We start from the raw sequence: 12,253 nt of genomic DNA, 5'->3' as shown, positions 1-12,253 counted from the left end.
GGACGGGTCCGGTCATCCGCCTGCGCCGGGCGTCACGAGCGGTTCCAGGGCGTCGATCTTCCAGCCGTCGTCGGTGCGGGTCATGCCGAGCTCGATGCGCTGCCGGGTGACGGTCGGCTCACCGCCCTGGGCGGTGACCGTCACGTCGACTCCGGCCAGCACCCGTGCGGTACCCGCCCGGGGGTCGACCTCGGTGACGGCGGCGTCGGTGACCTCGGCCGAGGTGGTGCGGCCCTGCTCGGTCACGAGCTGCGCGTACGCGTCGCGGTTCTGCACGAACTCGTCGCGCACCGAGCCCGCCGACGACTGGATCCACAGGTCCAGTCCGCGCTGCGGGTCGGCGTGGTCGAGCGTGTTGAGGTTGACGACGGCCTGCCGGGCGTCGCGCAGCGCCTCGTCGCGGGCCTGCGCGACCTGCACCGAGTCACTGTTCAGCGCGAGCAGCCACAGCGCTCCGGACAACAGGGCCGCGAGGGCCGCCGCCACCGCGGCGAGCGGCAGGACGCGGGTCCAACGGCCGCCGGGTGCCGGCCGCTCCGGATCCGCGGCGGCGGGCGGGCGGTCGTCGAGTCGGGTGTTCATGGGGAGCGTTCCTCCTCCCGGCTGCGGGGGCACAGCCGCTCGGGGGCCGCCCCGGAGGGCGACCGGTGAACCGGTCGAGGGTCGGGCCGTCCGGGTGGACGGCCACGGCTCCCTCGGCCGTCGTGCCGGCCGCGTCCCGTCCGGGACGTGGCCGCGATCGTGTGCTCCGGGATGCCGCCGGTGTGCACGGGACCCACGGCGCTCATCCGCGCAGCAGGATCTGGGCGGCGTCGGAGACCAGGTCCGGGCCGCTCGTCCGGCGGACCGCGTCGTCGCCGAGGGAACCGGCGTTCGGTCGGGGTGCGGGCCCGAAGTCACGGGGCCGGTCCACCGGCCCCCCGCCGAAGCTCGGGTGGCCGGAGTTCCCGGAGTGGTCCGGCACCTCCACCGGTTCCGGACGGGGCGCGTTCTGCATCCCGCGGACCGAGGTCGGGCTGCCGGGGGGCTCGGCGCAGCGGGCCTCGTCGTTGACCGGGGTCTCGCTCACGTCGAGCGCACCGCGGTTGGCCGTCCCCTCGTAACCGCGGGCGCACACCGGCGGGTCGAACAGGTTCACGACGAGTCCCAGGTGAGCCGTCCCGTCACCGGGCACCACCTTCGGTGCGACGGCGACCAGGCCGGGATAGGTCACGAGGATCTGGCGCAGCCCGGCCTGCCGCGGTTCGAGCAGCTCGGCGACCGTCCGCAGGTTCGCGACCGACTCGCCGAGCCCCGGGCCGCTCTCCCGGATCAGCGCGCCGAGCTGCTCACCGGTCCGCGGACCGTCGTCGACGATCCGGCGGATGTCCGGGTCGGACTCGCGCAGCTGTTCGGCGATCTCGCGCAGGCCACCGGCGAACTCGCGGAACTGCGGCGCGATGTCGTTCTGAGTGGTCAGCACCGGACGGGCGTCCCGGATCAGGGCGGTCGTCTGCGGCAACGCCTCGGTCGCGGCCCGGGCGAACTCACCGGAGGTGTCGAGGAGCTGCTGCAGCGGCTGGGCGGTGTCGGCGAAACCCTGACCGAGCTCGGCGACGACGGTGCGCAGCGAGTCCTGCGGCACGGTGGACACGAGCTGGTCCAGCTCGGTGAGGAAGGTGTTGATCTCGACCGGCGTGCGGGTGCGCTCCTGCGGGATGACGGCACCCGCGGCGAGTGTCTCACCGCCGTCCGCGACCGGCTGCAGGTCGACGAACTGCTCACCGATCGCCGACAGGTTCCCGACGACGACGGTGGTGTCGGTCGGGATCTCCGGGGCGCCGTTGTCGATGTCGAGCTGCACGTCGACCCCGGCGTCGGAGAGGGTGAGCGGGCCGACCCGGCCGACCGTCACACCCCGGTAGGTGACGTTGGCTCCGGTGAAGATCCCGCCGGACTCGGCGAGCTGCACGGTGACCGGATAGGTCGTCGCCCCGAAGATCCGGTCCAGGCCGGCGTAGCGGAAGCCGGCGTAGCCGACGCCGACGACCGTGACGATCGCCAGCGCGATCAGCTGCCAGCGGACGGTCCTGGTGATCACGATCCACCTCCGAAGAGCCCGCCGAGCAGGCCGCCGCGCCCCGGCTCGGGAGCCGGGGTCGGGGCCGGTGCCGGGGTCTGGCCCTGGGTCGAACCGGGCGGTGCCGGCGTCGCGGCCCCGTCCTCCGGTGCGGGCTCCGGCGTCGCCTGTTCCGGCCCCAGCAGCGGCAGCGGCGGCGCACCGGGGGCGGGCGCCGTGACCGGTGGCTCACCGCCGAGCAGCGGGACGAGCAGCTGTGCCGTCGGCGGGAGCTGCGCGAGCTGCGCCGGGTCCAGCGGCAGCCCGGACTGGCGGGTGTTCAGGATGTTGCGCAGCACCGAGCCCAGATCGAGGTCGAGCTTCACGTAGAGGTTCGCGTAGTCGCCGGCGACCGCGTCGGTCGCGGCGTCGGTGAACGGGATGGTGAGCAGGAGCTCCAGCGAGTTCGGCAGGTCCTGCCCGGAGTCGGCCAGGTTGCGCAGGATCGGCCGCAGCGCCTCCAGATCGGCGAGCAGGTCGTCGCGCGAGCGGTCGACCACGTCGGTCGCGACGCCGGAGAGCCGGTCGAGCGCCTGCAGCATGCCGACTAGCTGGGCCCGTTGGGACTCCAGCTCGCGCAGGCCCGGGCTGATGTCGTTCAGCGCGGTGCGGATCTGTCCGCGCCGTTCGGCCAGCGTCGCGGACAACCGGTCGATGCTGTCCAGCGCGCGGTTGATGTCGTCGCGGCTGTCGTCGAGCGAGCCGACCAGCTGGTCCAGGTTGCTCAGCAGCGCACGGATCTCCGGCTCCCGCCCGGACAGCGCGTTGTTCAGTTCGGTCGCGATCGTCCGGATCTGCGCGACGCCGCCACCGTTGAGCAGCAACGACAGCGCGCCGAGCACCTCCTCGACCTCCGCGGCCCGGCTCGTGGCGGCCAACGCGATCTGTCCGCTCTCGGCGAGGTCGCCCTGCCCGGGCCCGTCCGGGGAGGCGAGCTCGACGAACTTCTCACCGAGCAGCGACGTCGTGCGCACCCGGGCGGTGGCGTTCGCCGGGAGCTGCACGTCGCCGTTCACCTGGACGGTGACGACGGCGTTCCAGCGCTCCGGCTCGACCGCGACCGACTCGACCGCCCCGACCGGCACGTCGCCGACCCGCACGATCGACTGCGGCACCAGGTCGACGACGTCCGGGAACTCGATGCGGACCGAGTAGGGGTCGTCGCCGAGGTTCGCGCCGCCGGGCAGCGGGACCCCCCGGAGCCCGCCGTCGATCACCCCGCAGCCGCTCGCCGCGACCGCCGTCGCGGTCAGCAGCGCGGCGGTTCTCCCGAGCCTGCCGGTCACGATCCACCTCCGAACAGGCCGCCGAACAGGCCGCCGCGGCTCTCCTGCGGCTCGGGCACCGGGGTCGGTGTCGCCTCCCGGCCCGACGACGGCGCCGGGGTGGCGGGGACGGACGGGGCCGACGGGGTCGGTTCCGCGTCCGGGACGGCTCCGGGTTCCGGTGGCGGTGCGGTGCCCGGGTCACGCAGCTGCGAACCGGGATCGGTCAGCGACAGCGGCGAGCCGGGCATCAGCTGCGGCACGACCGGGTTGAGGGCCGGGCCGCCCTGCTGGACCTGGGTGAGGATCTCCTGCGGCGAGGGCAGCGGCACGATCCCGTCCAGGATCGGGGCGAGATCACCGCACAGCCCGGTGACCGGTTCGAGCAGGTCGCCCGGGATCGTCGCGCCGGTCCGCCGCAGCAGCTCACAGACGATCACCGGTGCCGGGTAGGCCAGCTCGTTGATGTTGGCCCGGGTGTCGAGGGTCTCCGACGATCCGTTGTAGATGTTCGCCAGGTTCCCCAGTGCGGCGGGTGCCGAGTCGGCGATCTCGGCCAGCGCGCGCTGGTGGTCGACGACCTCCTGGGTCACGCCCGCGAGCCGGTCCACGTTGGAGCGCAGCGCACCGCGGTTGTCCTCGACGAACGCGGAGACCTCACCGAGCGCGAACGACAGCTCGTGCAGGGCCCCGCCCAGCTCACCCCGCTGCCCCGCGAGGAACCCGGTCACGTCGGCGAGCCGCTCGTTCAGCTCCCGCACCCCCGGATCGTTCTCCCGCAGGGTGGCGACGAACTTCTGCAGCTCGGTGACGGTGCCGAACAGGTCGTCGCTGGAACCGCTCAGCGTCGCCGAGAGCCCGCCGAGGTTGCGGATCGTGTCGTTGAGGGCACGCCCGTTGCCGTCCAGGTTCTCGGCGGCGACGTCGAGCACCTCGTTCAACGATCCGTCGGCGTTGGCGCCCTGCGGTCCCAGCGCCCGGGACAGCTCGGTGGCGGTCCGGGTGAGATCGTCGACGCCGAGCGGGAACGCGGTCCGCTCCAGCGGGATCGGCGAGCCGTCCCACTCCGGGCCGCCGGTCCACACCGGCGTCAGCTGCACGTACCGGCCGGTGACCAGGCTCGGTGAGATCACGGCGGCCCGCACGTCGGCCGGGAGCCGGACGTCGTCGTCGGTGATCGTCATGTCGACCCGCACCCGGTCGCCCTCCGGTGTGATCCGGTCGATCCTGCCGACCGGCACGCCGAGCACCCGGACGTCGTTGTCCTCGAACAGCGCGGCCGCGTTCGTGAAGTACGCGGTGACCGGACGCCCGCCACCGGAGCTGATCGTCCAGATCGCGGTGGCCGCGAGCACGGCGACCACGGCGACCAGCGCGCCGACCTGGATCGTGCGGCGGTCCTGGGCCCAGGAGCCCATCAGCAGTCACCCCCGAGCACGATCGCCGGCGGGAGCAGCCCGCACAGGTAGTTGTCGAACCAGCGGCCGTTGCCGAGCGCGTTGCCGAACACCCGGATGAACACCGCTTCCTTGTCCAGGATCTCGCCGAGGTCGTCCCGGTGGGTCTCGAGCACCGCGAGCACCCGGTCCAGGGTCTCCAGGGCCGGCCGCAACTGCTCGGAGTTGTCCGCGACCAGGCCGCGCAGCTGCACCGACAGCGTCCGGACGCCCTGGAGCAGGTCGGAGATCGCGTCCTTGCGGCGCTGCAGCTCGGCGAGCAGCAGGTTGCCGTCCTCGACCAGCTTCACGACGTCACCGCGGCGGTCGGCCAGCGTGGTCGAGAGCTGCCTGGTGTTGGCCAGCAGCTGCTTGAGCTCGGCGTCCCGGCTGGAGATCGTCGTGGACAGCCGGGACAGCCCGTCGAGTGCCCCGCGGATCTCCGGTGGGGTGTCACGGAAGGTGTCCGACAGCGTGTCCAGGCTGGTCGCCAGCTGGCCGGTGTCGAGCTGGTCGATGGTCCCCGAGAGCTCGTTGAAGGCGTCGACGACGTCGAACGGGGACGTGGTGCGGTCCCGGCCGATCGGTTCGCCCGGGTCCTGCTCGGCGTCCCCGCGCGGGTCCAGTGCGAGGAACTTCGAACCGAGCAGGGTCGCGATCTCGATCGAGGCCGTCGTCCGGTTCCCGACCCAGGCGTCGTCCACGGTGAAGGCGACGAGCACGTGGTCGCCCTCCAGCTCGACGCTCTGCACCCGGCCCGCCTCGACGCCGGCGATCGTCACCCGGTCCTGTGCCTGCAGACCGGCCGCCTCCGGGAACTCCGCGGTGTATCGGGTCGCCCCGGAGAACAGCGCCTCGAAGTTGAATGCGGCCAGCGTCAGCGCCACGACGGTCACCAGGCCGATCGTGGCGACCAGGACGGGCCGCTTCTGCCCTGCCTGTGCCATCAGTTTCCTCCCGGCGCCAGCAGCGCGGTCGGGTCCCCGACACCGACACCGACGCCGTCGCCGTCGCCGTCGCCGAGGGCGCCCTGCCCGAGCGGCGCGGTCGGCTCCAGGAGCTGCCCGACGGACTCGGTGCCCGGGTCGCGCATCAGCGGGTTCGATTCCGGCTGGGCCCGGCTGTCGCCGTCCTGCGCACCGGGCGCCGAGCCGTCGGTTGGGACGGTGTTGCCCGCGCCGATCCCGGACGGGTCCGGTCCGCAGCGCCGCTCGGGATTCTGCGCGAGCCCATCGAGGCCGAGGTCCTCCAGCGAGGTCGGCGGGATGATCGGGGAGAGCCCGACCTGGCCGTCCAGGCCGCAGAGGTAGAAGTTGAACCAGCTGCCGTGCGAGCCGACCCGGGCGATCCGGTTGAGCTTGAACGGCGCGTACTCCAGGAACCGTTCGATCGTCGGCCTGCCCTCGTCCAGTTCGGCCGCCAGGTCGCCGAGGTTAGCGATGTCGTCGCGCAGCGGCGGCCGGGCGTCCTCCAGGAACGAGCCGGTGACCTGGGTCAGCGTCCCGATCGACTCGATCGCCTCGCCGATCGGCTCCCGGTCCTGCGCCAGGCCCGACACCAGCGCCTGCAGCGAACTGATCAGCTCGTTGAGGCCCTCGTCGTTCTCGTTGACCGTCTGCAGGACGACGTTCAGGTTGTCGATCACCTGGCCGATCACCTGGTCCCGGTCGGCGATCGAGTTGGTCAGCGACGACGTCGACGCGAGCAGGCTCTGCACGGTGCCCCCCTCGCCCTGCAGCACCTGCACGATCTCCATCGAGAGCCGGTTGATCTGTTCCGGGTCGAGGCCCTGGAACAGCGGCTGGAAGCCGTTGAACAGCACCGTCAGGTTGAGCGCCGGACGGGTGCGCTCCAGCGGGATCTGTGCGCCCTCCGGCAGCGTCTCACCGGTCGGGCCCGGGCCCTGTTCGAGCGCCAGGTAGCGCTGCCCGATCAGGTTCTTGTACTTGAGCCCGGCGCCCACCGACGCGGGCAGCGGGGTGGTCGAGTCCACGTTGAACGCGACCTCGGCGATCCGCTCCTCGACGATCCGGACGTCGGTGACCGAGCCGACGACGACCCCGGCGATCCGGACGTCGTCGCCGCGCAGCAGGCCGCTGGCGTCGGTGAAGCGGGCGGTGTACTCGGTGACGTCGCCGCCGCGGGCGTTCGCGATGGTCAGGCCGAGCACGGTCGTCCCGAGCGCGGTGACCACCGCGAACACCAGGAACTTGATCAGCGGGGAGAGCGGGAAGCGGCTCATGTCAGCGTCACCTCCGCGCCGCGCAGCAGCGGGCCGACCATGGTGCTGCTCCACGCGGGGACGGCCTCGGGCGAGCCACCCTGCTGGGCGGCCAGCAGTTGCGCGACGACCTGCTGCTCACCGGCCGAGTTCGCGACGCCCATGTCGACCGGGCCCCGGTGCGACGCCGGCTCGATGCCGAGTCCGCCGAGCACGCCGGTCAGCGGGGGCAGCAGGCCTGCGCTGTTCTCCGAGCCCTGGTCCTGCACGAGGTCCCAGCTCTGCGTGCCGTCGTACGTGCCGAAGGTCTCGACCCCGAACTCCTCCGGGTTGCCCATCGGCTGGCCGGCGGGCGGCGGGGTGGCGACCGAACCGTCCCGGAACGGCCCGTCCGGTGGGTACTGGGTGCCGTCCGGGGTCGGGATCGGGTAGCAGCGCGGGCCGCGGTCGTCGGCGTACTCGGGCTCGTCCTGGCCGGGGAGGTACTTGCCCTTGTTCGCGACGATCTCCAGCGTGATGTTGACGCCGACCCGGTCGGTGCCCGGCCGGATCGCGTCGTTGATCTTCGGGACGAGATCGACGAGCTGGCGGGTGAGGCAGGGGAACTCCGGCGAGTAGCGGGCCAGGGTCTCCAGCGTCGGGCGGCTGGCGGCGGCGACGCCGATCAGGTTCTCGCCGTTCGCGTCGAGGAAGGCGCGCAGGTCGTCGGAGGCGCCGGTGATCGACCGGTAGAGGTCGCGCAGGCCCTCGCGCTTCTCGACGATCGTCGCGCTGGTGACGGCCAGGTCGTCGACCGCGTCGAGCAGGTCGGGTGCGGCCACGTCCAGGTTGTCGGCGAACGTCGCGAGCTGGCGGATGTCCTCCTGCAGGTCGGGGACGGCCGGGTTGAGCCCCTCGGCCAGCGTGTTCAGCGCGACCAGGGTCTCGCCGAGCTGGTCCCCGCGGCCCTGCAGCGCCTGGGAGAGCGAGCCGAGCGTGGTCGCCAGGTCCTGCGGGCGCACCGCCTGCAGCAGCGGCAGCAGCTCGTCGAGGACGCGCTCGACCTCGATCGCGGCCCGGCTGCGGTCCTCCGGCACGGTCGCGCCGGCGACGAGCCGGGCGGTCGAGGGGGCGGCCGGTGGGACCAGCGACACGAACTTCTCGCCGAACAACGTCTTGGGCAGCAGTTGCGCCTGCACGTTCGCCGGGATCAGGTCGATCATGTCCGGGTCCATCGACATGCGGATGCTGGTGGTCTCGCCGTCGGTGGTGACCTCGTCCACCTGGCCGACGATCAACCCGCGCACCTTGACGTCGGCGCGCTCCTGCATCTGGGTGCCGACCCGGGCGATGTTCAGCGTGACCGGGACACCGCTGGAGAACAGTCCCGCGTACTGGCCGATCGCGAGCCCGATCAGCACCACGATCGCGGTGACGAACGCCAGCCCCTGCACGACTCTCTTCGTGGATCTCATCCGGCCACCCGTACCGAGGTCGAGGTACCGAACATGACCAGCGTCAGGAAGAAGTCCATGATCGCGGTGCTCACGATCGACAGCCGGACCGCCCGGCCGACGGCGACGCCGACACCGGCCGGGCCGCCCTTCGCCGAGTACCCGTAGTGACAGTGGATCAGGATGATCACCGTCGCGAAGATGATCACCTTGAGGTAGGACAGCAACACGTCGCTGACCGGCAGGAACAGGTCGAAGTAGTGGTCGTACGTGCCACCGGGCAGACCGTTGATCAGGGTGACGTTCAGCCGGGCCGCGGCGTAGCTGGCCAGCAGACCCAGGGTGTAGATCGGGACGATCGCAACGATTCCGGCGATCACCCGGGTGGTCACCAGGTAGGGCACCGACGGCACCGCCATGACCTCCAGTGCGTCGATCTCCTCGGAGATCCGCATGGCGCCGAGCTGGGCGGTGAAGCCGGCACCGAGCGTCGCGGTCAGTGCCGCGGCCGCGACCAGCGGCGCGATCGAACGGGTGTTGAAGTAGGCGGTGATGAACCCGGTCATCGCCTCGACACCGAGCGCGTCGAGGGCCCGGAAGCCCTGCAGGCCGACCAGCGACCCGACGAACAGCGACAGCGACGCCATGACGCCGACGGTGCCGAGGATGACGATCAGTGCGCCGGAGCCGAAGGACACTTCGGCCAGCAGCCGGCCGACCTCCTTGCGGTACCGGGTGAGCGTCTTCGGGATCCAGAGGATCGACCGGATGTAGAGCGACAACTGGTCGCCCAGCTCCTCGAGCTGGTTCAGCGGGGCCTGCGCGGCCCTGCGGACCCGCGCGCCGACTCGGGTGGTGGCCATGTGTCAGAAGCCCTTCGGCGGGACGAGCTCGAGGTACAGGGCGGTGAGGACGAGGTTGATCAGGAAGACCAGGACGAACGAGATGACCACGGCCTGGTTCACCGCGTCACCGACGCCCTTCGCGCCGGGCGGCGGGTTGAGGCCGCGGTAGGCGGCGACGACGCCGGCGACGATGCCGAACAGGAACGCCTTGATCTCGGACACGACGATGTCGGAGACCTGGGCGATCGCCGAGAAGCTGGAGATGTAGGCGCCCGGCGAACCACCCTGGATGATCACGTTGAAGAAGTAGCCGCCGGACACGCCGACGACGGTGGCCAGCCCGTTCAGCACGACCGCGCAGAGGCCCATCGCGAGCACCCGCGGCACGACCAGGCGCTGGATCGGGGAGATGCCGAGCACCTCCATCGCGGCGATCTCCTCGCGGATGGTCCGCGCGCCCAGGTCCGCGCAGACCGCGCTGCCACCGGCGCCGGAGATGAGCAGAGCGGTGACGATCGGCGCAGCCTGCTGCACGATCGCCAGGACCGCGCCGGCACCGGTCTGGGACTGGGCGCCGAACTGACGGGTCAGCTCACCGAGCAGCAACGCGATCGTCGCGCCGAAGGGGATGGTGAACAGCGCGGTCGGCAGCGCGGAGACCTTCGTGACGAACCAGATCTGCTCGATCAGCTCACGCCACTGGAACGGGCGGCGCAGCGACTGCCTGCCGATCTCGACGCCCAGGCCGATGAACTTCCCGACCGGGGTGAGCGCACGCACGACCGGGCTGGGCGCGGTCACCGGTCGCCCTCGGAGAGCTGGTGCCGTCCGGGGGGCGCCGGGGTGTCGTCGGTGATCCGGGGATGGATGTCGGTGGGCCGGTCGTCGGTGTCGACCTGCTCCCGCGCCACCTCGTGGGTGCTGCCGTCGCGCGCCGGTGCCCACTGCGACGTCGGGCCCTCCCCACGGGACGCGAGGATCGCCCGCCGGGCGGGCTCGGGCAGCTCGTGCAGCATCGCGTCCACCCGCTTGCGGCGCCGGTGCACCGCGGCCCGGTCCGGCATCCCCGACGACGCCTCCAGCTGCGGCTTCATCGGTGGCAGACCCTGCAGCTCCCCTGCCTCCTCCATCTCCCGCGCCGCCTGTGCCGCGTCCTTCTCCTCGCTCATCCCGATCGGGCCCTCACGGCGCCCGTTCAGGAACTGGGCCACCACCGGCTCGTCCGAGGTCAGCAACACCTCGCGCGGCCCGAACATCGCCAGATGCTTGCGATACAGCAACCCGATGTTGTCCGGCACGGTCTGCGCCGAATTGATGTCATGTGTCACGATCAAGAACGTCGCGTCCGTCTGCGCGTTCAGGTCGATGATCAGCTGGTTGAGATACGCCGTCCGGACCGGATCCAGGCCCGAGTCCGGCTCGTCGAACAGCACGATCGCCGGATCCAGCACCAACGCCCGCGCCAGTCCCGCCCGCTTGCGCATCCCGCCCGAGATCTCCCCGGGCAGCTTGTTCTCCGCGCCCTGCAGGCCGACCATCTCCATCTTCTCCGCCACGATGTCGCGGATCTGGGCCTCGGACTTGCGGGTGTGCTCCCGCAACGGGAACGCGATGTTGTCCACCAGGTTCATCGACCCGAACAGCGCCCCGTCCTGGAACAGCACGCCGAACAGCTTGCGGATCTCGTAGAGCTCGGCCTCCGAACACCGCACCAGGTCCACACCGTTGATCACGATCGAACCCCGCTCGGGCTTCAGCAGCCCGATCAGCGTCTTCAGGAACACCGACTTGCCGGTACCCGAGGGCCCCAGCAGCACCGACACCTCACCCGGGGGCAGCGTCAGCGACACGTCCGACCAGATGTTGGCCCGACCGAAGGACTTCGTCAGCCCCTCGACCTTCACCTCGACGCCGGTCACGTGCCGCCTCCTTGCGCAATCGACCGCTCGGTAGCACCGGGAGCCCAGGAGGCGCGGGGAGCGCGGGCCACTCGACGGTGCTGAACGGCACAACGAGACGGAACGACAGGGGTTACTCGAGGTATGGATCAGACTGCGCGGCTTTACCACACCGTAGAGTACGTTATGGTAACCGAGCGTCAGATCGGCGCCGAAATGTAGCGGACCGTGGGTAACAGTTACTCCCGAGCGGCCAGCCTGCTAGGCCGAACGGCCGGACCGTCACCGTTTCCGGATCGAGATCGGACGAGCGCCATCCCGTCGCATGATCACCTGATCGGCGGCGCCGCGACCCGCATCGACTCGGGTGCATGACTGAGGATCAGCCGCTGGAAGTCGTCGAACAGGTCCCGGAGCAGATCACGGTCACGCGGGTCGCAGGTCTGCTGGAACCCGGCCATCAGCGAGATACCGAACACCGCGAGCCGGCGCGCGTCGGCCCGGTCGTCCACGACGTCGGCGATCACCCGCTCCAGGGCGAGCCGGCGCTGGAGGTCGACCCTGGCCTGCGCCCGGCCGACCTCGCCGTCGATCTGCGCCCAGGCCCGGATCGCCGCCTCGGCGTCGTGTCGCAGCTCGACGGTGAGCCGCTTCACCACCGTCATCCGCTCGACCGGATCGACACGGGCGCGGGCCAGCTCCACCACCCGGTCGGTCTGCTCGGCCTCCCAGTGCTGCAGCAACCCGCGCACGAAACCGGCCCAGCCACCGAAGTGGTGGTAGAAGGATCCGCTGGTCACACCGAGCGAGCGACAGAGCGGGCCGATCTTGAGACCGGCCGCGCCGTCGCGGGCGAGAATCGACATGGCGGTCTCGTAGTACTGCTCGGCGGCGATCTGCCCGCCGGCTCGCCTGGCCACCGACCTCGCCCCCCTCGTCCGCCGCGCGCGGCCAAGGGTGCCACGCGGACGGGACCGGCACCCCGTCCGTCGGGTCAGCCCGCCACCGATCCATAACATACGTTATGTCATGTTCGGCGGGTTCCGTGCGGTAGCCG

General features: G+C 71.5%; 11 protein-coding genes. All 11 read right to left on the bottom strand.

The window, feature by feature from the left end:
* Nucleotides 1-12: 12 nt before the first annotated feature.
* The 11 genes from AB0J24_RS02915 to AB0J24_RS02865 all read right to left on the bottom strand — a co-directional run bounded on the left by AB0J24_RS02915 (nt 13) and on the right by AB0J24_RS02865 (nt 12,116).
* On the bottom strand, nt 13-582 hold the full coding sequence (locus AB0J24_RS02915; protein WP_358674542.1) for a hypothetical protein: 570 nt from the start codon (nt 580-582) through the stop codon (nt 13-15).
* A 202-nt stretch (nt 583-784) separates the two neighbouring features.
* Complete coding sequence (locus AB0J24_RS02910) at nt 785-2,080, bottom strand: MCE family protein (RefSeq protein WP_358674539.1); 1,296 nt, start codon at nt 2,078-2,080, stop codon at nt 785-787.
* Nucleotides 2,077-3,384 (bottom strand): MCE family protein, encoded by a 1,308-nt coding sequence (locus tag AB0J24_RS02905; RefSeq protein ID WP_358674536.1) that lies wholly within the window; start codon nt 3,382-3,384, stop codon nt 2,077-2,079. The genes AB0J24_RS02910 and AB0J24_RS02905 overlap by 4 nt, the downstream gene beginning before the upstream one ends.
* Entirely contained in the window at nt 3,381-4,781 is a 1,401-nt protein-coding gene (locus tag AB0J24_RS02900) for an MCE family protein (protein WP_358674534.1), read from the bottom strand. The genes AB0J24_RS02905 and AB0J24_RS02900 overlap by 4 nt, the downstream gene beginning before the upstream one ends.
* Nucleotides 4,781-5,746 carry an MCE family protein gene (locus tag AB0J24_RS02895; RefSeq protein ID WP_358674531.1) on the bottom strand — a complete coding sequence of 322 codons (966 nt, stop codon included), beginning with the start codon at nt 5,744-5,746 and terminating at the stop codon, nt 4,781-4,783. Before AB0J24_RS02895 ends, AB0J24_RS02900 begins: the two co-directional genes overlap by 1 nt.
* Nucleotides 5,746-7,041, bottom strand: coding sequence for an MCE family protein (locus AB0J24_RS02890; protein WP_358674528.1), 1,296 nt, complete (start codon nt 7,039-7,041; stop codon nt 5,746-5,748). The genes AB0J24_RS02895 and AB0J24_RS02890 overlap by 1 nt, the downstream gene beginning before the upstream one ends.
* Nucleotides 7,038-8,474, bottom strand: coding sequence for an MCE family protein (locus AB0J24_RS02885; RefSeq protein WP_358674526.1), 1,437 nt, complete (start codon nt 8,472-8,474; stop codon nt 7,038-7,040). Before AB0J24_RS02885 ends, AB0J24_RS02890 begins: the two co-directional genes overlap by 4 nt.
* Nucleotides 8,471-9,316 carry an ABC transporter permease gene (locus AB0J24_RS02880; RefSeq protein ID WP_358674523.1) on the bottom strand — a complete coding sequence of 282 codons (846 nt, stop codon included), beginning with the start codon at nt 9,314-9,316 and terminating at the stop codon, nt 8,471-8,473. The genes AB0J24_RS02885 and AB0J24_RS02880 overlap by 4 nt, the downstream gene beginning before the upstream one ends.
* Nucleotides 9,317-9,319: 3 nt before the next feature.
* Nucleotides 9,320-10,099, bottom strand: coding sequence for an ABC transporter permease (locus AB0J24_RS02875; protein WP_358674521.1), 780 nt, complete (start codon nt 10,097-10,099; stop codon nt 9,320-9,322).
* Nucleotides 10,096-11,217 carry an ATP-binding cassette domain-containing protein gene (locus AB0J24_RS02870; RefSeq protein WP_358674518.1) on the bottom strand — a complete coding sequence of 374 codons (1,122 nt, stop codon included), beginning with the start codon at nt 11,215-11,217 and terminating at the stop codon, nt 10,096-10,098. Before AB0J24_RS02870 ends, AB0J24_RS02875 begins: the two co-directional genes overlap by 4 nt.
* Nucleotides 11,218-11,525: 308 nt before the next feature.
* Nucleotides 11,526-12,116: a TetR/AcrR family transcriptional regulator gene (locus tag AB0J24_RS02865; RefSeq protein WP_358674515.1), complete on the bottom strand. Its 591-nt coding sequence runs from the start codon at nt 12,114-12,116 to the stop codon at nt 11,526-11,528.
* Nucleotides 12,117-12,253 lie beyond the last annotated feature (137 nt).

The organism is Pseudonocardia sp. NPDC049635, from assembly GCF_040659795.1.
Classification (GTDB): Bacteria; Actinomycetota; Actinomycetes; order Mycobacteriales; family Pseudonocardiaceae; genus Pseudonocardia.
Note: the sequence above shows the minus strand (reverse complement) of the source record. Positions and strands in the feature narration are given on the sequence as shown.